Annotated in this window: 18 protein-coding genes; 10 read left to right on the top strand and 8 right to left on the bottom strand. The window is 49.8% G+C overall.

Going from position 1 to position 24,437, the window contains the following annotated elements:
* The first annotated feature begins 16 nt into the window (after nt 1–16).
* The gene (locus BM359_RS12510; protein ID WP_054490684.1) at nt 17–1,060 is read left to right on the top strand and encodes an efflux RND transporter periplasmic adaptor subunit; all 1,044 of its coding nucleotides are present in this window, start codon (nt 17–19) and stop codon (nt 1,058–1,060) included.
* Nucleotides 1,060–4,167, top strand: coding sequence for an efflux RND transporter permease subunit (locus tag BM359_RS12505; protein WP_054490529.1), 3,108 nt, complete (start codon nt 1,060–1,062; stop codon nt 4,165–4,167). Before BM359_RS12510 ends, BM359_RS12505 begins: the two co-directional genes overlap by 1 nt.
* On the opposite strand, the gene BM359_RS12500 is transcribed toward BM359_RS12505, so the two are convergent.
* From BM359_RS12500 to BM359_RS12490, 3 genes are read right to left on the bottom strand one after another with little or no spacing between them, the layout of a single operon-like run.
* Nucleotides 4,164–4,919: a transporter substrate-binding domain-containing protein gene (locus tag BM359_RS12500; protein WP_054490531.1), complete on the bottom strand. Its 756-nt coding sequence runs from the start codon at nt 4,917–4,919 to the stop codon at nt 4,164–4,166. The two genes, BM359_RS12505 and BM359_RS12500, sit on opposite strands and share 4 nt — an antisense overlap.
* Nucleotides 4,920–5,375: a tellurite resistance TerB family protein gene (locus BM359_RS12495; RefSeq protein WP_054490533.1), complete on the bottom strand. Its 456-nt coding sequence runs from the start codon at nt 5,373–5,375 to the stop codon at nt 4,920–4,922. It abuts the gene before it with no gap.
* A 9-nt stretch (nt 5,376–5,384) separates the two neighbouring features.
* Nucleotides 5,385–6,809 carry a GAF domain-containing sensor histidine kinase gene (locus tag BM359_RS12490; RefSeq protein ID WP_224798333.1) on the bottom strand — a complete coding sequence of 475 codons (1,425 nt, stop codon included), beginning with the start codon at nt 6,807–6,809 and terminating at the stop codon, nt 5,385–5,387.
* A gap of 92 nt (nt 6,810–6,901) precedes the next feature.
* On the opposite strand from BM359_RS12490, the gene BM359_RS12485 reads away from it, so the two are divergent.
* On the top strand, nt 6,902–10,078 hold the full coding sequence (locus BM359_RS12485) for an amidohydrolase family protein (protein WP_054490535.1): 3,177 nt from the start codon (nt 6,902–6,904) through the stop codon (nt 10,076–10,078).
* 16 nt (nt 10,079–10,094) lie between these two features.
* Here the strand turns inward: BM359_RS12485 and BM359_RS12480 are convergent, their stop codons facing one another.
* Nucleotides 10,095–11,030, bottom strand: a complete 936-nt coding sequence (locus tag BM359_RS12480) for a LysR family transcriptional regulator (RefSeq protein WP_054490537.1) — start codon at nt 11,028–11,030, stop codon at nt 10,095–10,097.
* Nucleotides 11,031–11,191: 161 nt separating this feature from the next.
* Here BM359_RS12480 and BM359_RS12475 point away from each other — a divergent pair, with 161 nt between their 5' ends.
* From BM359_RS12475 to aceK, 3 genes are read left to right on the top strand one after another with little or no spacing between them, the layout of a single operon-like run.
* Nucleotides 11,192–11,491, top strand: a complete 300-nt coding sequence (locus BM359_RS12475) for a helix-turn-helix domain-containing protein (protein WP_054490539.1) — start codon at nt 11,192–11,194, stop codon at nt 11,489–11,491.
* Nucleotides 11,481–12,692 carry a type II toxin-antitoxin system HipA family toxin gene (locus BM359_RS12470; protein WP_054490541.1) on the top strand — a complete coding sequence of 404 codons (1,212 nt, stop codon included), beginning with the start codon at nt 11,481–11,483 and terminating at the stop codon, nt 12,690–12,692. The genes BM359_RS12475 and BM359_RS12470 overlap by 11 nt, the downstream gene beginning before the upstream one ends.
* A gap of 17 nt (nt 12,693–12,709) precedes the next feature.
* Nucleotides 12,710–14,404: a bifunctional isocitrate dehydrogenase kinase/phosphatase gene (gene aceK / locus BM359_RS12465; protein ID WP_054490543.1), complete on the top strand. Its 1,695-nt coding sequence runs from the start codon at nt 12,710–12,712 to the stop codon at nt 14,402–14,404.
* Here aceK and aceA read toward each other — a convergent pair.
* The 4 genes from aceA to argE form a co-directional block, all read right to left on the bottom strand.
* Nucleotides 14,388–15,725, bottom strand: a complete 1,338-nt coding sequence (aceA, locus tag BM359_RS12460; RefSeq protein ID WP_054490545.1) for an isocitrate lyase — start codon at nt 15,723–15,725, stop codon at nt 14,388–14,390. The genes aceK and aceA overlap by 17 nt on opposite strands.
* 42 nt (nt 15,726–15,767) lie before the next feature.
* Nucleotides 15,768–17,351, bottom strand: coding sequence for a malate synthase A (aceB, locus tag BM359_RS12455; protein ID WP_054490547.1), 1,584 nt, complete (start codon nt 17,349–17,351; stop codon nt 15,768–15,770).
* A 183-nt stretch (nt 17,352–17,534) separates the two neighbouring features.
* Entirely contained in the window at nt 17,535–19,160 is a 1,626-nt protein-coding gene (locus tag BM359_RS12450; protein WP_054490549.1) for a methyl-accepting chemotaxis protein, read from the bottom strand.
* 90 nt (nt 19,161–19,250) lie between these two features.
* Nucleotides 19,251–20,414 carry an acetylornithine deacetylase gene (gene argE, locus BM359_RS12445; RefSeq protein ID WP_054490551.1) on the bottom strand — a complete coding sequence of 388 codons (1,164 nt, stop codon included), beginning with the start codon at nt 20,412–20,414 and terminating at the stop codon, nt 19,251–19,253.
* Nucleotides 20,415–20,509: 95 nt separating this feature from the next.
* Here argE and argC point away from each other — a divergent pair, with 95 nt between their 5' ends.
* Genes argC through BM359_RS12425 form a run of 4 tightly spaced genes read left to right on the top strand, consistent with a single transcriptional unit; the run spans nt 20,510 to nt 24,436 of the window.
* Entirely contained in the window at nt 20,510–21,535 is a 1,026-nt protein-coding gene (gene argC / locus BM359_RS12440) for an N-acetyl-gamma-glutamyl-phosphate reductase (RefSeq protein ID WP_054490553.1), read from the top strand.
* Complete coding sequence (argB, locus tag BM359_RS12435) at nt 21,532–22,275, top strand: acetylglutamate kinase (RefSeq protein WP_054490554.1); 744 nt, start codon at nt 21,532–21,534, stop codon at nt 22,273–22,275. The genes argC and argB overlap by 4 nt, the downstream gene beginning before the upstream one ends.
* Before the next feature lie 2 nt (nt 22,276–22,277).
* Nucleotides 22,278–23,228 (top strand): ornithine carbamoyltransferase, encoded by a 951-nt coding sequence (locus BM359_RS12430; protein ID WP_054490556.1) that lies wholly within the window; start codon nt 22,278–22,280, stop codon nt 23,226–23,228.
* A complete protein-coding gene (locus BM359_RS12425) occupies nt 23,225–24,436 on the top strand; it encodes an argininosuccinate synthase (protein ID WP_054490557.1) in 1,212 nt (403 codons plus the stop codon). The genes BM359_RS12430 and BM359_RS12425 overlap by 4 nt, the downstream gene beginning before the upstream one ends.
* Nucleotide 24,437 lies beyond the last annotated feature (1 nt).

Genomic DNA, 24,437 nt, shown 5'->3' with positions numbered 1-24,437 from the left:
GCACTAATTGACCGTTATGAAGTCTTTACTCATTGCTTTATTGTTCGTTCTGTCACTGCCAGGTGGATACAGTCAGGCTCAGCAATTTGGACCTCGCGAAGCTTTGGTCATTGTCCAGCCTGTCTCTTTTGAGCGTGAACGTAATCGGGTTGAAGCCGTTGGCACGGCCGAGGCGGTTCGCTCTATTACCATTTATCCGGCGGTCGGTGACCGAGTGGTTGCGGTGAATTTCAAGCCGGGCGATAAAGTTGAAAAAGACCAGTTACTGGTTGAACTCGATGCCCGCCGACAGCAAGTTGCGGTGGAGCAGGCACAAATTAATTTACGCGACGCAGAGCGCACGGTAGAGCGTTTACGAGCCAGCCGTGAACAAGGCGCTGTGCCGCAGTCAGAGCTTGATAACGCGATATTATTAAGAGATTTAGCCCGCGTTGAATTAGATAACGCCAAAATTGAATTAGAAGACCGTTTTATTCGTGCACCCTTTGAGGGAATTATCGGTATTACCGATGTTGAAGTGGGCGACCGCATTGACCAACAAACCGCTATTGCTACTTTAGATGATCGTTCGACCTTATTAATTGATTTTCGTATTCCTGAAGCGGCGGTTTCGTTACTGCAGGATGGCGCTGAATTGCAGGTTCAGCCATGGCGATACTCAGGCACACCCGTTACAGCTGAAATTATCGAGCTGGACTCACGCATTAACGCAACGACCCGTATGTACCGGGCACGCGCAAAAATCAGTAACGATAATGACGACTTTTTACCCGGCACCAGTTTCAGAACCGCAATAGAGTTGGCTGGCGAAGAGTTTGCTTCGGTTCCTGAAGCCGCTTTGTCCTGGGGTGTGAATAACCCTTTTGTCTGGGTTGTGGAAGACGGTAAAGCTGCGCGTATTGAGGTACAGATTGAACAACGCCTGGCCGGGCGAGTGCTGGTATCAGGTAATATTCAACGTGATGACTTGCTCATCGTTGAAGGCGTACAAAGCCTTCGTGAAGGGCAGCCTGTTGTGTTTGATCGGGCCACCCTCGATACGCAAGAGGTTACCGAATAATGTCAGACCAGCAAATTAATAACCAACAGGACGCGAACGACTTACCATCGGTGTCGATTCGTCGCCCGGTACTGATTGTTGTTCTTAACGTGCTTATCGCCATAGCGGGTATTGCGGCCTTAATGGGCGTTGAAGTGCGTGAGCTGCCTGACGTTGACCGACCCGTTGTCGGGGTGAGCGCAACCTTGCCAGGCGGCGCGCCGGAAACCGTCGACGCTGAAGTGACCAGTATATTAGAAGGTGCTGCTGCACGAGTTTCCGGCGTGGAGTCCATACGCTCGTCGAGTGAAGAGAACAGTGCCCGTATTTCTATTGAATTTCGACCCGGTGTGGATTTAGACGTTGTCGCCGCGGAAGTGCGCGAAGCAGTTAACCAGATACGACGTGAACTGCCGGATGATGTCGAGCAAATAAACGTTCGTAAAGCTGACAACGATGCGCGCTCGGTACTGGATATAGCCGTTAGCAGCGACTCCTTAACACTGGAAGAGCTCACCCGGCGGTTGGAAACCGATTTATCGCCTGAATTTCTGGCCATTAATGGCGTAGCCGATGTCCGTTTAAATGGTGACCGCGAACGAGTATTGCGCGTTGACCTTGATCCCTTAAAGCTGGTGAGCTTTGGTTTGTCGGTCACGGATGTCGCCGATGCCTTGCGTCAGGCACCTTTTGATGTGCCAGCCGGTAGCCTGCGCTCAACCGATCAGCGCTTGATTATTCGAGCCGATGCAACGGCCATTACTGAAGAGCAAGTTGAAAACATTATTGTCCGCGATGACACTCGTGTGGGTGATGTCGCCCAGGCTTATTTCGCACCCGCCGATGCCAACAGCTTTGTCCGCTTAGATGGTAAGCCAGTGGTTGGGTTAGGGGTTATACGTCAGGCTGGCTCTAATACTATTGAGATTTCTGATAAAGCACTGGCGGTACTGGAAAGGTTACGCGAGCGGTTCCCCGACATGGAAATGAGCATCACTAACGACGACGCGCAGTTTATTCGTAAGTCCGTTGCTGAAGTTGTCACGACCCTGGCAATTACTATTGCTTTGGTTGTCGCCACTTTATGGGTGTTTATTGGTTCATTCCGGGCAACAATTATTCCTGCTTTTTCAATTCCGGTTGCGCTATTTGGTGCCGTAGCGGCTATATGGTTAATGGGCTTTTCCATTAATATTCTGACGCTGTTGGCTCTGGTTCTGGCTACCGGGCTCATTGTCGATGACGCCATTGTTGTTACCGAGAATATTCAGCGACGCCGCAGTATGGGGCTTGGAAGTCGTGCGGCTGCGGTATTGGGAACACGTGAGGTTTTCTTCGCGGTGGTTGCGACTACGGCGGTATTGGTGGCGGTGTTTGTGCCCATAGCCTTTTTACCGTCAACGGCGGGTCGACTGTTCCGTGAGTTTGGTGGTGTGCTGGCGGCGGCTGTGGTTATTTCTTCTTTTGTTGCCTTGTCTTTGGTACCCGCATTTACTGCGCGTTTGCCAAAGTCTGCCGGGCAGAGTAACCGTTTTGCCAAAATTGGTAATGTGTTTAAACGCTTCTATAAGCGGACGCTGCACAAAGCGCTCGATTTTAGCTGGGTAATCGTGATTTTATCACTGCTGTCTGCTGGCGGTGGCGCTTTGTTGTACAACCAGATTAACAGTGAACTGATGCCCAACGAAGACCGTGGCTCGGTCAGAGTATTCTCTCGCGGACCCGATGGTGTTGGCCTTAAATTCATGGACAGGCAGGCACGTAAATTAGAAGAGATTTTGCTTGAATACAAAGAAAGCGGCGATATCGAATCAATTTACACCGTGGTGGGTCAATGGGACCCCAACCTGGTGTTCATTACTGCTAACCTGAAACCCTGGGAAGAAAGGGATATTAGTCAGCAGGAAATCATTAATAACATCCGGGAGCCGCTGAGCCAGGTACCGGGCGCGCCGGGGCGTGCTTTTGGCGATAACAGTCTGAATTTACGAGGTCAGGGCGGCGGCCTTGAAATGGCGATTACCGGCGAGAACTACGATGAGATATTCAGAGCCGCCCGTGAATTTACTGCGGTTATAAAAGAGCGTATGCCGGAGCTTGGTGAGCCTAATGTCTCGTATCAGCCGACGCAGCCTCAGTTGCGGGTGAAAATTGACAGGCGCCGGGCTGCTGAGCTGGGCGTTTCATTAAGCGATATATCTTCAACGTTACGCGCGGCGATTAACGGTGATGATGTTGCTGACTTGAACGTGGGTGACCAACAAATTCCGGTAATGCTGCGTACACGGAATAACCTGATACAGTCACCTCAGGATATGCAAAATCTGTATGTCTCCTCCAGTAGCGGCGAGCTTGTGCCAATATCCAGCATTTCCGAAATAGTCGAAGAGGGCGTGTCTGCAGAGTTAGAGCGACAGGCTCAGCGGCGCGCGATAGAAGTCGATGCGGATTTACCGGAAGATCTGCCTATGTCGGAGGCTGTAGAGCAACTGCGCGCTATTGCTGACGAGGTGCTGCCCGATAGCATGGGGCTGGTATTCCTGGGTGAAGCTGCAACCTTTGAGGATACCTCGCAAGAAATTGCCATGACCTATATTCTGGCATTTTTGATTGTGCTGTTGGTTCTGGCTGCGCAGTTTGAGTCATTAAACAGTGCGGTAGTGGTTATGCTGACGGTTCCGTTTGGTATTGCTGCAGCTATTTACGCCTTGTTCCTGACCGGCACATCAATGAACATCTATTCGCAGATTGGTCTGGTCATGCTAATAGGCTTGCTGGCGAAGAACTCGGTGTTGTTGGTTGAGTTTGCCGATCAGCTGCGAGACAGAGGAATGAAAGTGCGCGAAGCAATAGAAGAAGCTGCATTGATTCGTCTGCGCCCCATTATGATGACTCTGGTTTCGACCATACTCGGCGGGCTACCGTTAATTCTGTCTTCTGGTGCCGGCGCAGAGGCACGTAACTCAATTGGTTGGGTGGTCTTTGGCGGTTTAGGTTTGGCGACATTGTTTACGCTGTACCTGACTCCGGTACTTTACCTCTGGTTAGCGCGCTTTACCAAGCCGCGTGCCGATGAGTCTGCTCGTCTGGAAAATGAAATGCAGCAGGCCAGAGAAAACGGCCATTAATGTGGAATGTGAGAAGTAACCCAGCGCTGGATGTTCCAGCGCTGGCGTATATCATCAAGCTCTCCGCTGTCCTCAAGGTGTTGTAGAGCTCGGTTTATATGGCCTAAAAGCTCAGTATTGTTGGTCTTTACAGCAAAACTGACGGGAACTCTGATTTGAGGCTGCCATAAAATACGCACGTTAACGCCTATTTCATCAGCAAGGTACAAGCCGACTTTTTCGGGCATAATAACGGCCTCAACTTCACCAATAGCAAGCTGAGTCATGGCTTCTTTTTTGGAGTCGGCCTGCTGAATTCTAATGGCATTATGCAACCCGAGCTCTGTCAAATACTGCTCCAGTACCGAGTGACGATCGCCACTAATACGCTTGCTCACTAGCTTTCGAACGGACTCCGGACTGCTTTCCTGATCAAGTACAAATAAAGTCGCCAATCGGTGGTAATAAGGTTGGCTAAAGTCAAAGTAAGCTTGTCGAGCTTCGGTAGACTCCATACCAATAGCCAAGTCCAGCTCGCCATAGCGAAGCAGGCTGACCACATTGTCCCAGTCGTACTGATGAAGGTTTAAATCTTTTCCCAGATAGTTGAAAACGGCACGAACAACGTCAACATCAAAACCCGCGGGCTCTCCGTCCTGGCTAAACTGAAAAGGCGGGTAGCCGGTTGCCATCCCCGCTTCTTCAGCCAGGCTGTCAGCCACAAGGGTGAAACTTAATGACGCGGCAGCAAAGAAGGTGGGTAGCAGCCGCATTTAAGAGTCGATAACCCTAAGTTTGGTACGAATGTAGTCAGCGTGACTGATATAAAGTAAGTCAGCAAGTTTGCGCAACATACTTTCCTCATGTGGATCAAGTGCACTATCAGCGTAGGCAACAGCCCACAAATTTTCCAGTAATTCAACGCGTTGTTCATAGCTAATGGCTTTTAGCTGTGCTGTGAAGTCGTGCAGCGATGAGGCTTCCTGTACAGCCTGTACGGCTTCTTTAATTGCGTTGTCAGCCTGCGCACCGGTAATACCGTATTCGCGCTCTAGCTCATCCAATAAGTGCTCACGCTCTTCATCGGATAGCTCGCCATCGGCCAGACTAATTTCTGTCATTAGAACCAGAGACAGAAAAGCGTCGTTTGAAAGACCTTCTACCTGGTGCATGTTGGCCTGTTCAGCCGGTGTTGTTTGTTGGAAAAAGTTTTGCAGAGCTTTGAGCATACAACAATCCTATTTGGGTAAATCGGGTAAAAAAAAGGAAAACTCGGTGCCTTTACCAGGCGTTGATTGGACAGAAATTTCGCCGTTGAGTTTCCGGGTCACCAGATTATAAACAATGGATAAGCCTAACCCTGAACCACCCGTCTGGCGCGATGTGGTGAAAAAGGGCTCGAAGATATTTTTAATGGTCTCGCTGTCCATACCTTTGCCGTTGTCGCGAAAGCGAAAATGAACACCTTTGTCTTTCTGTTCTGTTTTTATTTCTATTTGGTGTCTTTCATCGGGTTCGACAAAAGCATGGTCGTTGGTATTACTGACCAGGTTCGTCACAATTTGTGCTAACGCGCCCTGGTAAGTGCTTAAAACAATGTCGTCGTCACAGTCGATAGTGATGTTGACATGCTTCTTTTTTACCACAGGCTTTAGACTTAAAATTAACGCGTGCAGGTAGTCGTTAAGCTGGCAGTTAACCAGCTCAAAACTGGATTGATCAACCGCGGTTTTCTTAAAGTTCTGAATCAGGGTTGCGGCTCGTTCAAGATTACTGGTGAGTAACTGGTACGCTTCGTAAGTATCACTGATAAAGGTCTGCAGTTGCTTGCGTGAAATTGAACCGTTACTGAAGCCTTGGTCCAATTTTTTAAGACGGTGCTCACAATGAGTTACTGCGGTAACGGAAACGCCCAGGGGGGTATTAACTTCATGCGCAACGCCGGCGACTAACTTACCCAGAGCGGCCATTTTTTCGGTTTCAATTAACCGCTCCTGAGCTTGCTTAAAGTTGTCCAGCGCTTTGGTTAATGACTCTGTTCGCTCCGCTACCATGCTTTCCAGCTGTTCATTCTGGCGAATAAGAAGTTCTTCGAATCGTTCGCGCTCGGACGCACTGACTGCGCGGCCATAAATGTCGGCAAGCACGCCAACAAAGGCGACTTCATCGGAAGTCCACCGGCGTGAGGGTTTGCGGCTCTCACAGCACATTACGCCTATCATTTGACCTTTATGGCGTAAAGGAACATCGAGCATGCCGTATACGCCGGTTTCTTCCAGATAGCCGTTGCTGAGTTCAACGGTTGCCGGGTGGTTGCGGGCATCGTTGGCGATAATGGTCCGCTCGGTCATTAATACCTGAAAATAAGAAGGAAGTTCGGACTTTCGCAGCACAGGCAATTCTGTGTCTTGCTGTTTTTCATCAATTAACCTGGCAGCAGTCATGCTCTGCTTGTCCGGCTGCAATAACCAAATACTGACTCGGCTAATATCCAGCCCTTTTAGCGCTGACATCAGGATCAGTTCAGACGCTTGCTCCAGGTCGCCGCCGTCAATGTCCGGTGACTTAGATACATCGAGAAGGATATTTTCTAAGGCTTCGTTCATATTCAATCCGTCTTCTGAATATTTACTCACTATAACCCACTGACTTTTAATGTCCATTAACCGACCATAACTCCCCATTTAACGTTAGCCACTGGACTTTTGGATCTTAACTGCCTACAAAGGGAAGACATTTTTAATGAGGCAACACCATGAAAAAGACAACACTAACCTTAGCGGTCGCATCGCTTTTAAGCTTTGCGCCGGTAAGCATGGCACAAGAACAGACCCAGGGCTGGGATGTCAGCAACCCGCAGGGCGAGTTTAAAGAAATTGATATCTCGGTGAACTCCGGCACCTGGATGAATGTGGACGTCAGCCCGGATGGTGACTACATCGTATTTGATTTGCTGGGCGACATTTATCGCATGCCGTTTGGCGGCGGCGAAGCGGAAAAACTTGTGGGCGGCATAGCCTGGCATATGCAGCCGGTTTACTCGCCTAATGGACGTTACATTGCCTTTACCTCGGATCAGGGCGGTGGCGATAATATCTGGGTGATGGACGCCGATGGCAGCAATGTGCGTGCCGTTACCGAAGAAACTTTCCGTTTATTAAACAGCCCGGCATGGAGTCCGGACAGCGAATTTCTGGTTGCGCGTAAGCACTATACCGCCAGCCGTTCCTTAGGGGCCGGTGAAGTCTGGATGTATCACCGCAGTGGTGGCTCGGGTGTGCAGTTAACGGAGCGCCCGAATGACCAGAAAGACTTAGGCGAGCCGGCGTTTTCACCGGACGGTAAATACATCTATTTTTCGCAGGATGACACACCGGGCAAAACTTTCCACTACAGCAAAGATTCGCTGGAAGGCATCTACACCATTAAGCGTTTTGAGCGCGAGAGCGGTGAAATTGAAACCCTGATAAGTGGTGCCGGTGGCGCAATTCGTCCGACACCATCACCCGACGGGCGTTACCTGGCCTACATTAAGCGTGAAGACTTTGACAGCGTGCTGTACCTGCTGGACCTGAAGACCGGCGAACACAAGCGTGTTTACGGGAAAATGGAACGTGACATGCAGGAAACCTGGGCCATTCATGGCGTTTACCCGACCATGGACTGGACACCAGATTCTAAGCAGTTAGTGTTCTGGGCCGGTGGCCATATTCAGAAGCTGAATATTGATGACGGCAACGCGCGCATTATTCCGTTTAAAGTCGAAACGGAAAAGAAAGTACAGCATGCACTGCGCTTTAAGCAAAATGTTGAAGCTGACCAGTTTGACGTGAAAATGCTGCGTATGGCGCAAGTTTCACCGCAGGGTGATGCGGTGATTTACGAAGCTTTGGGTAGCTTGTATCAGCGTTCATTACCAAACGGTGAGCCGCAGCGTTTAACTAATAGCGAAGACTTTGAGCTGTACCCGCAATACTCGCGCGACGGTGAAAGCGTAGTATTTGTCCGCTGGAATGACGAAGAACAGGCCCAGGTTATTGTTCGCGATATTAGCTCAGGTAATGAGCAGGTGCTGAATACCGGACAGGGCAACTTTGTTGAACCCACATTCTCTCCGGACGGCAAACATGTGGTTTACCGCAAAATACGTGGTGGTTACTTAATTTCCGATAAGTTTGGTCTGGAAAACGGTATTTATCGCGTTGCGGTGTCAGCCAATGCTGAACCAGAGCAAATAGCAGAAAGTGGACGTTTACCTCAATACGGCGCACGCAACGACCGGGTTTATCTGATGACTCCGGGCGAAAAACCAACGTTAAGTGCGATCGATTTGCGCACATTGGAGCAGCGCGAGTTGTATCAGTCGGAATTAGCCACTGAATTCCGCGTGTCTCCGGATGGCAAGCAACTGGCTTTTGCAGAGCGCTTTAAAGTGTTTGTTACGCCTTTAGTCGAGCGCGGCAGCGTTATCAACGTAGGGCCGGGAGATAAGCAAATGCCGGTGCATCAGCTGTCTGTTCGTGCCGGTGAAAATCTATCCTGGACGGCAAACAGTGACCAGATTTACTGGACTCTGGGACCGGAGCTTTACCATACATCGGTGGCTGAAGCCTTTAATGCTGACACTGAAAGCGACACCCTGAAAGTAGAAAATGGCCAGAACATTGGTTTTGAACATGACGCCATGGTACCGGATACAACCGTTGCCTTTGTGGGTGGCCAGGTCATTACCATGAATGGCGATACCGTTTATGAGCAGGGCACTGTGGTCGTGCGCAATAATAAAATTGTGGCGGTGGGCCCTGAAGCTGAAGTTAATGTGCCTTCCGGCGCTGAGGTTATTGATACCAGTGGCAAAACTGTTATGCCGGGGTTATTCGATGCGCACGCGCATGGTGGTCAGGGCCAGGCGGAAGTTATCCCGCAACAGAACTGGGGACAATACGCGAACCTGGCATTTGGTGTGACCTCAATTCACGATCCGTCTAATGATACCACCGAGTTCTTTGCAGCCTCAGAACTGCAGAAAGCGGGCAGAATTGCCGCGCCACGATTGTTCTCAACCGGTACCATTTTATACGGTGCTAACGGCCCGGGTTACACCTCGCATGTGGATAGTTTAGAAGACGCTAAGTTTCATTTAGAGCGCCTGAAGAAAGTGGGTGCGTTTTCTGTGAAGAGTTATAACCAGCCACGTCGTAACCAGCGTCAACAAGTGGTTGAAGCCGGACGCGAGCTGGAAATGATGGTGGTGCCTGAGGGCGGCTCGTTGTTGCAGCATAATTTGAGCATGATCATGGACGGCCACACCACGGTTGAGCACTCACTACCGGTCGCCAATATCTATGATGATATCCGTCAGTTATGGCAGCAAAGTGACGTAGCTTACACACCAACTCTGGGTGTGGCTTATGGCGGTATCTGGGGTGAGAACTATTGGTATGCGGAAACCGATGTATGGAAGCATCCTAAGCTGACTCAGTATGTCCCTATGGACTTTTTAGTGGGTAAGTCGATGCGTCGTGAAAAAGCACCGCATAACCATTACAACCACTTTAATAATGCGGAAGTGGCTACTGAGCTGCAGGACTTAGGTGTTGATGTGCTCTCTGGTGCTCACGGTCAGCGTGAAGGTTTAGCGCAACACTGGGAAATTTGGATGATGGCGCAGGGCGGTATGGAGCCGCTGGAAGCACTGCGTACAACGACCATTGATCCGGCTAAAGTCTTTGGTATGGACCACGCTCTGGGCTCACTGGAAGAAGGTAAACTGGCGGATATTATTGTTATTGACGGTAACCCGCTGGAAAACATCCGTGACACCGACAAAGTGACTCACACCATGGTTAATGGCGTGTTGTATGATGCCACGACTATGGATCGCTTGTTGCCGGAGCCACGCAAACGTAAGGGCTTTTTCTGGGAGGAATAAGCCCCTGGTAACAAAGCTATGAAGCTGCCGCGGTTTCGGCGACCACTTGTCGGAACCAGCGGTGGCCTGCATCGTGCTGTAGTAGCGGTGACCAGATCATGGTCAGAGTTAACCCCGGTATTTCAAACGGTGGAGCCTTCATGACCAGTTGACTGTCCTGTGAATACAGTTCGGCGGCCCGTGTTGGCAAGGTAGCAACCAGCCCCTGACGAGCCAGGTACATAGCCACATGATAATTACGGGTAAACACTTTAATTTTCCGGCGTTTGCCCAGTTTATCTAAAGCGTCGTCGACCCAGCCAAGTTTTTGTACGTCGTGCGGATCCATCCCTACGCCCACACCAAAGCCCGTTTTACTCACCCACACATGTTGAGCCTTTAAGTAATTGTCCAGCGTGTAGTCTTCCAGTAATGGGTGGTCTTTGCGGATCAAACAGGAAAACTCGTCACTCCATAAGTTCTTTTGATGAAACGACTGTGGCAGTTGTTCAAAGCGGTTAATGGCCAGATCCACTTTGCCGTTCTCAACGTCGTGAAAGCTGATGTCGCTGGGGGTCATGATATCCAGTGAGACATTGGGTGCCTGCTCATCGAGTTTTTCCAGCAGTTTAGGCATAAGCGTGGAAGCGGCATAGTCGGACGCCATAATCCGAAAAACCTGATCACTGGTGGGGGCGTCAAACTCACGCACTGGCTGGATCATCTCTTCAACCGAGTACAATACCCCGCGCAGGGCTTCCTGCATGTCCAGCGCGCGTTGAGTCGGCACCATGCCTTCACTGGTACGTACTAAAATAGGGTCGTTTAACAGGTTACGTAAACGCTTCAGGCCGTTACTCATGGCCGGCTGGGTGATATTTAGCTGTGCTGCGGCACGGGTCACGTTTTTTTCCCGCAGCAAAACATCCAGGTAAACCAGCAGGTTCAGATCAATGTCTTTGATGGTATTCATAGCTATCCAGAATAAGTGGAATATGAAAAATCTATCGGGATTATAAATAGGGTGAATGTATAACGCCAGTCTTGTTTCGTTACCCTGGGTTAAGAAAGGGACTTGCTTATTTCTATTAATCCACCATAATCAATTTATTAAGCATTAATAAATGATATTTGGTGATTAAAGTGAATGGTGCAGATGGCTTTTTAAAAACAGTTGGTGAGCTCATTAAGCGTCAGCGTTCATTAACAATGGATCAGCAGGACTTCGCTAAGCGGCTGGGCTGCGGCGTTAATACGGTTTACCGTATGGAAAACGGTCATTCAGTTAACTCGTTGACCCTATTTACCGCGCTCGAATTACTGGGACTGCTGGAACATTTCACGCCGGTTTTGGATGATCAGTATGCACGGGTAGCTAATGCACCTAAGCGCAAACGCCGAAAAATCTCAGAGGATTTTTCTAATGACTTCTAAGGCTTATGTTTTTATCGAAGGGCTAGAGAATGAGCCGGTTATTTGTGGTGTTATTTGGTATGACCCGGAAAACAGAATTGGCCGTTTTCGATACGGTCAGTCCTATTTAGCCCGAAACGATGCTTTTGCACTGGATCCTGTTCATTTGCCGTTAACGGATGAACTATTTGAGACGCGAGCTAACAAAGGGCTGTTTGGTGTTTTGACCGATGCCGGAGCTGATGCCTGGGGACGAAAGCTGATCACCCAGTTACGCACAACCAAACCCGAAAATGAGTTGGAGTTTTTAATTGCCGGTGCATCCATGGGGGTGGGTGCTATTAGTTTTAGTCTTTCTCAATCCAAGTCAAAAGCTAAGGTATCCCGGAATACATTGGATGATATCGACTTGTTACTGGCCGGGAAAAACGCAATTTTGAACTCGAAGAATGTTTCTGTTGAGGTGAAAAAGGCGTTTCAATATGGTGAGTCAATGGGTGGTGCCAGACCAAAAACTGTACTCCAGCATAATGGACAAGCTCATTTATTAAAATTTAACCGCTCCGACGATCTCTACAACGTTGCCAGAGTAGAAAGCGCGACAATGGCAATGCTAAATGAAGTAGAAGGAGTCAATGTTGCCAGTACGCGGTTGCTTAACGGTGAAGAAGACGTACTAATGAGCGAGCGATTTGACCGTCGTGGTCTGGATGTTTCGCATCACTTTATTAGTGCTAACTCTTTGCTGACCGAGGGAAATGTCAGCGAAGCCATGCTTAAGACAACATACTCCTATGGTGCACTGGCGGAGTATCTGAGGAAAAACAGCCAGCGTGCTGAGGATGCAACCGAGCTTTATAGACGCATGGCATTTAATGTGTTTATTGGTAACACGGACGACCACGGCAGAAATCATGCTTTACTCTGGGATTTAAAGTCGGGCGGCTGGAAACTTTCGCCCGCCTATGACGTACTGCCTATTAATAATAGTCAGCAACATGCTTTAGGTATTGGCGAATATGGACGTGCAGGCAGTATTGATAATGTGCTGTCGCAATGCCGACGGTTTGGTGTTACCCCTAATAAAGCGAAGAATTTACTTAAAAACATTCAGGAGCTGATTGCTGAGTGGCCCGCTTACTATAAAAAGAACGGCGTCGGTGACGGTGATATTGAACGATTAAAAGCTGTTATTCCACAAGCGTCCAGATTAAAGGGCTGAATTCAGGAGAGGCAAGCATGACAATTAGCCCAGAGACATTGGCAAAAAGTATTCTGGATGGCTTCCATAGTCATTACCGGCGTTTTCAAGCGTTGACTCAGGGGGCACGCGAACGTTTTTTGCAGCGCGACTGGACCGCGGTTGTGTCGGCGGCCTCAGAGCGTATCCATTATTACGACCATCAGGTGGGTACAACGGCGAAAAAAGTGGAGCGCCGCGTGGGTAACGCGCTTGATGAAAACTTGTGGCGTGCAACCCGGCAACGTTACCAGCAATTACTGAAGTTTCATCCGCAGGCGGAGCTTGCAGAGACTTTTTACAACTCGGTATTTTGCCGGGTATTCGACCGTGCCTACTTTAATAACGACTATATTTTTGTAGAAACTGTGCTTGCGAACCACATTCCGGTGCCGGTGGAAAACGAATGCCACTCTTACTTTCCGGTGGTTGACGGGCTGGAAGGAACACTGACCCGGGTGTTTGAGGATATTGGGTTGGGCGGTGAGTTTGAAAGCTTCGAAAATGATATTGAACAGCTGCGCGATAAGTTCTTTGAGCGCGCAACTGAAACCGATATTGAAGCCCACAACCTGCGCATAGATGTTTTGAAGTCCCCGTTTTACCGCAATAAAGCCGCGTATATTGTCGGACGGGTAGTGACTGAAAATAACCATTATCCTTTTATTGTACCGGTGCTGATCAACTCGCAGGGCAAGCTTTATGTGGATGCCTTTATTACCCGGTCGGATCGCATGGCGACCATTTTCGGCTTTGCCCGTTCGTACTTTATGGTCGAAACCGAGGCGCCTTCTGCCTTGGTGCGGTTTTTAAAAGATTTAATGCCGCACAAAACGCTGGCTGAACTTTATTCGTCGGTGGGTTTTCATAAGCAGGGAAAAACCGAGTTTTATCGCGAGTTTTTGCATCACTTGCGCCGTACAGACGACCAATTGTCTGCGGCCCCTGGTGTTAAAGGCATGGTCATGACGGTGTTCACGCTGCCGTCTTTTCCTTATGTGTTTAAAGTCATTAAAGACCGGTTGGGCGGCACCAAGGAGTTTGGTCGGCAGACCGTTATTGACCGTTACCGCATGGTTAAACGACATGATCGGGTAGGGCGTATGGCCGATACACTGGAATTTGTCGATGTGGCATTGCCGCTTAAGCGTATTTCTGCGGACTTACTGGAGGAATTTAAGCAAACCATTAGTAATTCTATTTCGATAGAGGGTGACACTTTGGTGATTCACCAGTTGTTTGTTGAGCGCCGAATGACGCCACTGAATTTGTACTTAGAATACGCCAATGACGAAGAGATAGACGCGGCGATGGATGATTACGGCCGGGCCTTAAAAGAAATGATGGCGGCGAATATTTTCCCCGGCGACATGCTGTTAAAAAACTTTGGTGTCACGAGGCATAAACGGGTGGTGTTCTATGACTACGACGAAGTACGGTATTTAACGGACATGAGCTTTCGACGCTTACCGGACAACGACTGGGAAGTATCTATTGCCCCGGACGATGTGTTTCCGCAGCAGCTGGCGCAATTTGCGGTGCCGCAGGCGAAATACCGTGACAAATTATTGAAGCGTCATCCTGAATTGATTGACCCGGCTTATTGGTGCCGCGTACAAAAAAACATCCGCAAGGGTGAGCTTACGGATGTCTTTCCTTATAATGCCGACTTGCGCTTTACGCGGAGGTTTTAAACTGGTCTTCCTCGGTCGAGCCTTTCAGTGCTGTAACTGAGGATAGCCCGCCCTGAATCACGTTGGTCAGCTCGTCAAAGTAACCGGTACCCACTTCCTGCTGGTGCGCCACAAAGGTGTAGCCTTTGTCTGCTGCGTCAAACTCCTGCTGCTGCAGTTTAACGTAGGCTGACATGTCGTTGCGGGCATAATCATGTGCCAGTTCAAACATGTGGTACCACATATTGTGTACACCGGCCAAAGTAATAAACTGGAACTTGTAACCCATAGCGGCGAGCTCACGCTGAAACTTAGCTATGGTGTCGTCGTCCAGGTTGCGTTTCCAGTTAAACGACGGCGAGCAGTTGTAAGCCAACAGTTTTCCGGGGTATTTGGCATGCACAGCTTCAGCAAACTGGCGGGCTTCGTCTAAATCGGGCTTAGCGGTTTCGCACCAAATAAGGTCTGCAAACGGGGCATAGGCTAAACCGCGTGAAATGGCCTGTTCAATGCCCGGCTTAACCCGATAGAAACCTTCGGCAGTGCGCTCGCCGGTAATGAAAGGCTTGTCATTAGGGTCGAAGTCAGACGTCAGCAGGTCAGCGGCGTTGGCGTCAGTACGAGCCACAATCAGTGTTGGTGTACCGGCAACGTCTGCGGCTAAACGTGCGGCTGAAAGTTTCTGTACCGCTTCTTGTGTTGGTACCAGCACTTTGCCGCCCATGTGGCCACATTTTTTTACTGATGCCAATTGGTCTTCAAAGTGCACGCCGGCAGCACCGGACTGGATCATGCGCTTCATCAGTTCGTACGCATTGAGAACGCCACCAAAACCGGCTTCCGCGTCAGCAACAATCGGCGCAAAGTAGTCTACGTAATTGTCGTCTTCCGGCGTAACGCCTTTTGACCACTGTATCTGATCAGCACGGGCAAAGGAGTTATTAATGCGCTCAACCACCGTTGGTACCGAATCCACCGGGTACAGGGACTGGTCCGGATACATACTGCAGGCTGAGTTATTGTCAGCAGCGACCTGCCAGCCGGAAAGGTAAATGGCTTGTAAGCCAGCTTTAACCTGCTGTACCGCCTGACCGCCGGTTAAAGCACCCAGTGCGTTGACATAGTCTTTGCCAAATTTTTCCTGTGCTTTGCCGTGAATCAGCTGCCAGAGTTTATCGGCACCATTGCGGGCATAGGTGTATTCCGGCTGAACGGTACCACGCAAGCGCACTACGTCTTCGGCACTGTAGGGGCGCTCAACGCCGTGCCAGCGTGGGTCGGTATCCCATTGCTTTTGTAATTCTTTAACCTGTTGTGCGAATGAAAGATTCTGGGTTGTCATAAATAATTCCTTGTTGCTTTTTAATTGTTGCGAATTTTATTGTTATTTCAGTTGTTGGTAGCCGGGCAGAGTCAGAAAATCGACCAGCTCGTCGGCTGTGGTAATTTCTTCCAGTAAGCTCAGGGCCTGGGAAAAGGGTTCGTTGTTCCATCGTTGTTCACCGACCTCGTTTTTCACCACTTCTGCTTCTTCTTGGAGGTACTGTCGGAACAACTCTTTGGTAACCGGGGTTTTGTCGGAAAGCGTCTTGCCGTGGCGTATCCACTGCCAAATTGAGGTCCGTGAAATTTCAGCGGTGGCGGCGTCTTCCATCAGGCCGTAGATAGGCACGCAGCCTTTGCCGTTCAGCCAGGAGGCAATGTATTGCAGTGATACCCGAATATTAGTGCGCATGCCGGCTTCGGTACGCTCGCCGTCACAGGGTTGTAGTAGTAAGGCCTGATCAATTGGCGTGTCGTTTTCACGCAGTACGTTAAGCTGGTTGTCGCCCTCAATACCGTCGACAAAAATTTCGCGCACGGTATCCGCAAGCCCGGGGTGAGCAATCCAGGTGCCATCGTGGCCATTGTCGCGTTCCATGGTTTTGTCGGCATGAACTTTAGCGAGTATTTTCTCATTCTCAGCTGGATCTTTGCTGGGAATAAAGGCCGCCATGCCACCCATAGCCAGGGCGCCGCGCTGGTGACAAGTTTTCACTAACAAGCGTGAGTAGGCATTAAGGAAAGGTTTGTCCATGCTCACTACCTGGCGGTCGGGAAGAACCCGCTCCGGATGCTCTTTCAGGGTTTTAATGTAACTGAAAATGTAGTCCCAGCGACCGCAGTTAAGTGCAGCAATATGGTCTTTCATGGCGTGCAGTATTTCGTGCATTTGAAAAACCGCTGGCAGGGTTTCAATCAGTATGGTGGCGCGAATGGTGCTGGTTTTTAAGCTGAACTTTTTCTCGGTGAAATGAAAAACATCGGCCCACCATTTGGCTTCGTCGCTGTGCTCCAGCTTGGGCAGGTAGTAATACACCCCGGAGCCTTGTTGCAGGCGCTGCTGATAATTCAGTAAAAAGTACAGAGCAAAGTCCATTAAGGCACCGGGAATTGGCTTGCCGTTACGCTGTACGTGTTTTTCCGGTAAGTGCAGACCGCGAACCCGGGCAATCAATAATGCCGGGTCAGGCCCGACTTCATAGTGCTTGCCGCTGTCCGGGTCGGTGTAGGTCATGCCGCCAATGTTGGCGTCGCGCAGGTTAACTTGACCGTTTACCATGCCCTCCCAGGTGGGTGACTGGGAATCTTCAAAGTCCGCCATGTAACAGTCAACATTGGCATTCAGCGCGTTGATGACCATTTTGCGATCCACCGGTCCGGTAATTTCTAAGCGGCGTTTTTTCAAATCAGCCGGCAGTTCGGCAATGCGCCAGTTTCCTTCACGGATGTCCTGAGTTGCAGGATCAAAATTGGGTAACTGACCCTGGTCAAATTGCGCCTGACGTTGCTGGCGTTTCTTCAACAGGGACTCTAACTGTGGTTGAAAGGTATCGACTAACTCCGCGAGAAAAGACTGATTCTCGTCGTTGAACAATGCTTTTGCATCGTTATCAAGCGGTTGACTGAAGTTAAATAGATTATTCATTTTTGAATCCGTTGTTATTAGTTTGTTAACACGGATTTAGATTAGTTGCTGGTCGCACCATTAGTCTAATTTATGCGGTTGATTAGCAGTATTCAGGATGGTTATTTTGGTTGAGAGAGGTTCTGTGGCTAAAATTCGAACGGGGCCATTGCGGCCCCGTTCATCTTTAATGGTGAAATGTGGTTACAGTCTGAAAGCTCTAACCAGTTCACTGAGGTCAACGGCAAGTCGTGATAACTCTTTGCTTGATGCGCTGGTTTGTTCAGCGCCTGATGCTGTCGAGTTGGATAAGTCACGGATACTTACCAGGTTCTTATCAACGTCACGGGACACATTGGCCTGCTCTTCTGAAGCACTGGCTATCGAGGTGTTGTGGTTGTTGATTTCATCCACCGCGGTTGCTATAAGCTGTAAGGCTTCACCTGCTTCGCGAGCTACGTCCAGAGTTTTCGTTGCGCGCTCCAGACTTCTGTCCATAGTCGCTACTGAACGGTCGCTGGACTCGTTAATGGCTTTGACCATGTCTTCAATTTCAACGGTAGACTGTTGAGTTTTGTGCGCCAATGAACGAACTTCATCGGCTACCACTGCGAAGCCACGGCCAGATTCTCCGGCACGGGCAGCCTCAATAGCGGCGTTAAGTGCCAGTAAGTTAGTTTGTTCTGCTATACCGCGAATAACTTCAAGCACCTTGGTAATATTTTTCACCTTGTCGGCCAGTTCAGTTACGCTACCGGAAGAGTCGCCAATTTCCTGAGAGAGCTCTTCGATAGCGCGAACGGTTTGACGGACACGATCATCACCGTGTTGCGCTTGTCTGTTTGCTTCTTCAGATGCTTCCGACGCGTTTTGAGCGTCTTGTGCAACAGTTTCAACCGCAGTGGTTAATTCGGTAACTGCGGTTGCTGCCTGCTCCAGCTCTTCTGACTGCTGCTGAATGGTGCGGGTTGACTCGTCGGTAACCGAGCTTAATTCTTCAGATGTGGAAGCCAGCTGCTCTGAGGACTCCGAGATAGTACTCATGGACTCACGCAATTGGTTGCGCATCGTTTTTAACTGCTGCAGCAATTGTGCGGGCTCGTCCTTGCCTTCAATTTCAATGGTCTGACTTAAATCGCGTGATGCAATGATTTTGGCAAAATCTACCGCATCCCCAATGGGTTTAACGATGCTTCTGGTAAGCGTTACAGCAAATAACGCGAGTAAAGCGACCACAACCACTAAAGCAATAATCATCATGACTTGTGCGTTACTGGATACGGCATCGGCTTCGTCGGAAGCTGCGTCTATTAATGACATCTCTCTGTTTAAAAGCTCATCGAGTTTCGCTGACATTTTGTTGGTCAGCGGCAGAATGCTATTTTCCCGAATGGAGTCTATGGCATCGGAAAGCCCGGCATTAACCAGTTTTTCGAACTGGTTATTTAGCTTCCAGTACTCGTCATCAAGGGCCATGTACTCTGCAAATAGCTTTTGGGCTTCAGGGTCATCAAGCGTTTTCTTATATTCATTTTGATTACGCTTAAGAGCACTGATCGAATCATTTAAACTCTTTTGATACCTTTCCAGACGCGCAGGATCGTTAATGTAGGCTGCGACGTTAGCGGAGTGAATACGTACGCGCAGAAACTCTCTGTCTAAATCATTGACGTTATCAACGGAAGGAACCTGCTTGTCACTAATGATGTTTAGCTGAGTTTCAATCGCCCCCATTCGGTTGAGTGCGAAAATGCCCAAAATGAGCGTCAGTATTCCAATCAGTCCGAAAGCCGCGCTTGCGCGGGCACCTATGGAGAGCTGTCGTATCATGTGATAATCCTTTGTTGTACCAAAACTCATGGTCTACTACTGGCAGATTTGATGTGACTCAAATCTAAGACATAGTTTTGTTATCGGCAGCTACTGCGAAAAACAAAACGCTTTTAATAAACTTTTTAGTTTTTCTTGAGTGGGCTTTATAGAATCTACCGACAAATATTCATCCGGCTGGTGTGCCTGTTTTATTGAGCCCGGGCCCAAGACCAACGTTTCGCAGCCGAGCTCCTGCAGAAAAGGAGCCTCAGTGCAGTAGTTTACCGCCTGCGCTTTGCTTTGTGATATTTTTTCGGCCAGTTGCACCAAAGCTGAGTCGGTTGTTTGCCGGAAAGCCGGTACCGGGTGGTGCAGTGAGATTAATTCAACACAACCGGGGTAACGAGCCTGAACACTCTCGGTTGCTTTATGCAGGTGGGCATAAAGTTCGTCGACCGATAAACCCGGCAGCGGCCTAATGTCCAGATGCAACTCGCAACAACCACAAATACGATTAGCATTGTCACCGCCGTGTATGTGGCCAAAGTTCATGGTTGGCTGTGGCACTGTAAAGCTTGAATCTGAATATTTATGCTTAAACTCTTCTTTTAATTTCAGCAGTGCAGAAATGACTTCGTGCATCAGTTCTATGGCGTTAATTCCCAGTGCTGGATCGGAGCTGTGACCAGAGCGTCCGGTAATTCGAATAACCTCACTCATATGGCCTTTATGGGCATAGACCGGACGCATATCGGTGGGTTCGCCTATAACACAGTAGTCGGGCTTGAGGTTCGCAAAGCGGCTCACTTCACGGGCACCGTTCATGGTGGTTTCTTCGTCGGCGGTTGCCAGAACCATAATAGGTTTGTTTTGTTGGCTGGTATCCAGTTCACTCAAAGCTTGCATAACAAAGGCAAAAAAGCCTTTCATATCAATGCTTCCAAGCCCGTACCAGCGGTTATCCTGTTCGGTTAATTTAAAGGGATCGAAGTTCCAGCGACTGGCATCATAGGGAACGGTGTCGGTATGACCGGACAGCAGTAAACCGCCGCTTCCAGTGCCCCGCCGGGCCAGTAAATTGTACTTTCCTTGTTGGCTATTCAGCTCGTTTATTTCGCAGTCAAACCCAAGCAGTTCGAGCCATTCAGCTAATAAATGAATGACTTTCTGGTTGCTCTGATCCCACTTAGGGTCGGTGGCACTGATGGATGGCTGAGCAATGAGCTGCTGATACATAGCAAAAAAAGACGGCAAAGAACGGGCGGTTACCATAGCTTATCCTTAATATAATTATTCACTATTATTGCATAAATATATCTATTCAGTTATTCTGCATTTTTACTCAGGAACAGCAACAGGTTTTTCGCATGCAGTATCAACCAGCGCCGTCACACTCAGTGGCTATTATCGGAGCCAGCGGTTACGTTGGAGCTGAGCTTAGCCGTTTAGTGCAGCAACACCCGGCGCTTAGCCTTTTCGGTTGCTATGTGTCTGAGCATAGCAGCGATGCCGGTACCTTGTTGAGTGATTTGTATCCACAATACGCACATTGTTTAAAAATCCCTTTGCAAGGTCTGACGGATAACGAGAAGTCCAGCATTAAGCACCAGGCAGACACCGTGTTTTTATGCACGGAGCATAATATCAGTGTTGCACTGGCACCTGAGTTTCTTGAGGCGGGCTTAAAAGTCATAGACTTGTCCGGTGGTTTTCGCTTAGACGCAGTTGAAGACTATCCGCCATTTTATGGGTTCGAACACAAGCAGGCTCATTGGCTTCGCCAGGCTGTTTATGGTCTTGCTGAGTGGTATCCGCATGAGATAGCGGAAGCTCAGTTAGTTGCGGTTCCTGGCTGTTACCCGACAGCCAGCTTAATGGCATTACTTCCGCTTAAAAAGGCCGGTTTACTTAAAAGCAGCAAAGTTATTATTAATGCGGTCTCCGGAGTGACCGGAGCCGGACGTAAAGCGTCTCTTGCTACTCAGGGTGCAGAGCTCTCTTTGCAGGCATATGGTCTGTTTGAGCATCGGCATACGCCGGAAATTACACAGCAATTACAACATGAAGTGCTGTTCACTCCCCACTTGGCGCAATTCCCTCGTGGCATTTTGGCCACTTTGTACGCCGAGCTTAATGACGATACCAGCGATGATGACTTAACCGGCGCGTACCAATGCTATGCGGAGCAACCCTTAGTGCGCTTTAAGAAGCTGGCTCGCCCTGCCATTAAGGATGTCGTGCAGCAGCCGTTTGTGGATATTGGCTGGCACCGGCAGGGTAACCAACTGATTGTGCTGTCGGCTATTGATAACTTACTGAAAGGCGCGGCGAGTCAGGCCATTCAGTGCATTAACCTGCAACTGGGGTTGCCGGTTGAGGAGGGCTTGCTGTGAAAGTCATAAAACTCGGCGGCAGCTTGCTAGAACAGCCGGAAGCCTTAAGTGCGCTGTTTCAGTCACTAAAACAAAGCGAGGATGAAGTTGTGCTCGTGCACGGTGGTGGTGCCCTGGTGCAACAGTGGCTGGCAACCGCCGGTTTGCACAGCGAAAAGCAACACGGTTTAAGAGTCAGCCCGGAGCAGCACATGCCTTATATTGTCGGCGGTTTGGCAGGTGCGGCCAATAAAACCTTAATGAAACAGGCTATTGCCGTAAGCATAAAGCCTATTGGGATTACGCTTTATGAAGCAGGCGTTCTTTGTGCTAAACAGTCAGAAAGTTTAGGTCAGGTTGGGGTTTGTCAGCTTCCAAATGCAGAGCCCGTGCCCGGTCTTATTTCTGATTTACTGGCTCAGGGGTACCTGCCAGTTATCAGCTCTATTGGCTTCAGTGATTCCGGCGACTGGTTCAATGTGAATGCCGACGACGCCGCTGTGGCCGTTGCTGCCACCTACAATGCCGATTTGTTGTTGATTACCGATGTTGAAGCGGTGCTTGACGGCAACGGAGCCCCTTTAAGCCATCTCAATTCAGAGTCTATTCAGGAGCTTACCCGGGCGGGTGTTATTAAAGACGGTATGGAGGTAAAAGTCCGCGGGGCGCTAAGCGCCGCAAAACGCTTACGACGATGTGTGCGAATTGGCAGTTGTAATGTAATGAATAACCCCTTTTCAGGCACACAGATTAGTGAGTAAGTATGATGAAGCATTGTTTATCCGGGCTGGAGTTTTCTCCGGCTGACACTTTACAGTTATTGGCGTTAGCGCAAGCGCAAAAAGCCTACCCCGAAAAATACCAACACACGCTGGCCGGCAAAAGCGTGGTTACCCTATTTGAAAAACCAAGTTTACGCACGCGGCTGTCTTTTGACATTGGTTTGCAGAAGCTGGGTGGTCATGCGGTTTACCTGAACGAGCAGGGGCAGGGCATGGGCGTGCGTGAAACCGTTGCCGACTACGCCCGAAACCTCTCCTGCTGGGCCGATGCCATTGTCGCCCGGGTGATGTCGCACAGTACCTTAGAAGAATTAGCGCAGCATGCTTCGGTACCTGTGGTGAACAGCTTGTGCGACTGCTTTCATCCTTGTCAGGCACTGGCGGACTTTTTAACGCTACAGGAGCAGTACGGAAAGGTACAGGGACTAAAACTGGTGTACTTAGGCGACGGTAATAACGTGTCGCATTCACTGATGCTAACCGCTGCCGCAGTCGGCACCGATTGCACTATTATTTGCCCGAAAGGCTATGCACCCAATGCGGACCTTGTGAAAAAAGCGAAGGCTTTGGCGAAGAAGAGCGGCGCCAACATTGTGGTGACGCACGATATTGCTGCGGTGGCAGATGCCGATGCGCTCTACACCGACACCTGGGTGTCCATGGGGGATGATCAACCTCTGGATGCGGTCCGTGAGATTTTCCATCCCTATCAAATTAACGCGCAGCTGGTTGAGCACAGTGGTGCCACTTCGGTGCTGCACTGTCAGCCGGCGCATCGCGGCTATGAAATTACCTCCGATGTTATGGACGGCCCGCTATCGCGCTGTTTCCAGCAGGCCGAGAACCGGCTTTACGCGCAAAACGCTTTATTAACCCTGTTATTAAACCCAACGGCAGCAGTACTGCCAGAATCTATGGAGAAAGCCTCATGAGTTACGTGAAGAAAGTTGTATTGGCCTATTCTGGCGGTCTGGACACCTCGGCCATTGTGCCCTGGTTAAAAGAAAATTATGGCTGTGAGGTCGTGGCTTTTGTGGCTGACGTGGGCCAGGGCGCCGAAGAGCTGGAAGGCGTGGAAGAAAAAGCCAAAGCGTCCGGTGCGTTCGAATGCCACGTGGTCGATTTAAAAGACGAGTTTGTGGAGAGCTACGTGTACCCAACGCTCAAAACCGGGGCTATTTATGAGGGCACTTATTTGCTGGGTACGGCCATGGCGCGTCCGATTATTGCCAAAGCGCAGGTTGAAGTGGCTCGTAAAGTGGGTGCGGATGCGCTGGCGCACGGTTGTACCGGTAAAGGTAATGATCAGGTCCGCTTTGAGTCCTGCTACGCAGCTTTAGCTCCTGACTTACAAGTGATAGCTCCGTGGCGCGAATGGGAGCTGAGCAGCCGGGAGTCTCTGTTGGATTATCTGGCAGAGCGCAATATTCCGTGCTCGGCGTCGGCGACCAAAATCTACAGCCGGGACGCTAACGCCTGGCATATTTCGCACGAAGGCGGTGAGCTGGAAGACCCTTGGTGTGAACCCAAAGATAAAGTCTGGACCATGACGGCATCGCCGGAGCAGGCGCCGGATAAGCCGGAATATGTTTCCGTTAAGGTTGAAGATGGCGAAATTACCGCGGTGAATGACAAAGCGTTGTCGCCTTTTGAATGCCTGGAAGTGTTGAACGACATTGGCGCTAAGCATGGCATCGGGCGGGTGGATATTGTGGAAAACCGTCTGGTGGGCATGAAAAGCCGGGGCTGTTACGAAACACCGGGCGGCACCGTCATGATGGCTGCCTTGCAGGCTATTGACGAGCTGGTATTGGATAAAACCAGCCGTAGCTGGAAAGCGCAATTGAGCGAGCAGTTCGCACAGTTGTTGTACGACGGACGCTGGTTCACACCGCTGCAACAGTCGGTGATGGCGGCCGCACAATCACTGTGCTCGACCGCCAGCGGCGACGTGGTGCTGAAGCTCTATAAAGGCTCAGTGACTGCGGTTCAGAAACGTTCTCCGAATAGCTTATACAGCGAAGACTTTGCGACCTTTGGTGCGGACGAAGTCTATAACCAGGCGCACGCCGAAGGTTTTATTCGGTTGTTCTCCCTTCCCAGCCGGATAGCGGCGTTACAGAAGCAGCAAAAGGGGTAGA

The organism is Idiomarina abyssalis (assembly GCF_900116625.1).
Taxonomy (GTDB): domain Bacteria; phylum Pseudomonadota; class Gammaproteobacteria; order Enterobacterales; family Alteromonadaceae; genus Idiomarina; species Idiomarina abyssalis.
This window is presented reverse-complemented; position numbering and strand designations above follow the sequence as displayed.

Coding starts and splice junctions, on each gene's coding strand:
- BM359_RS12450 (WP_054490549.1), bottom strand. CDS start 19,160: ATGATACGACAGCTCTCCATAGGTGCCCGCGCAAGCGCGGCTTTCGGA.
- BM359_RS12500 (WP_054490531.1), bottom strand. CDS start 4,919: ATGCGGCTGCTACCCACCTTCTTTGCTGCCGCGTCATTAAGTTTCACC.
- BM359_RS12505 (WP_054490529.1), top strand. CDS start 1,060: ATGTCAGACCAGCAAATTAATAACCAACAGGACGCGAACGACTTACCA.
- argC (WP_054490553.1), top strand. CDS start 20,510: ATGCAGTATCAACCAGCGCCGTCACACTCAGTGGCTATTATCGGAGCC.
- BM359_RS12425 (WP_054490557.1), top strand. CDS start 23,225: ATGAGTTACGTGAAGAAAGTTGTATTGGCCTATTCTGGCGGTCTGGAC.
- aceB (WP_054490547.1), bottom strand. CDS start 17,351: ATGAATAATCTATTTAACTTCAGTCAACCGCTTGATAACGATGCAAAA.
- BM359_RS12485 (WP_054490535.1), top strand. CDS start 6,902: ATGAAAAAGACAACACTAACCTTAGCGGTCGCATCGCTTTTAAGCTTT.
- BM359_RS12470 (WP_054490541.1), top strand. CDS start 11,481: ATGACTTCTAAGGCTTATGTTTTTATCGAAGGGCTAGAGAATGAGCCG.
- aceA (WP_054490545.1), bottom strand. CDS start 15,725: ATGACAACCCAGAATCTTTCATTCGCACAACAGGTTAAAGAATTACAA.
- BM359_RS12430 (WP_054490556.1), top strand. CDS start 22,278: ATGATGAAGCATTGTTTATCCGGGCTGGAGTTTTCTCCGGCTGACACT.
- argE (WP_054490551.1), bottom strand. CDS start 20,414: ATGGTAACCGCCCGTTCTTTGCCGTCTTTTTTTGCTATGTATCAGCAG.
- aceK (WP_054490543.1), top strand. CDS start 12,710: ATGACAATTAGCCCAGAGACATTGGCAAAAAGTATTCTGGATGGCTTC.
- BM359_RS12495 (WP_054490533.1), bottom strand. CDS start 5,375: ATGCTCAAAGCTCTGCAAAACTTTTTCCAACAAACAACACCGGCTGAA.
- BM359_RS12510 (WP_054490684.1), top strand. CDS start 17: ATGAAGTCTTTACTCATTGCTTTATTGTTCGTTCTGTCACTGCCAGGT.
- BM359_RS12490 (WP_224798333.1), bottom strand. CDS start 6,809: ATGGACATTAAAAGTCAGTGGGTTATAGTGAGTAAATATTCAGAAGAC.
- BM359_RS12480 (WP_054490537.1), bottom strand. CDS start 11,030: ATGAATACCATCAAAGACATTGATCTGAACCTGCTGGTTTACCTGGAT.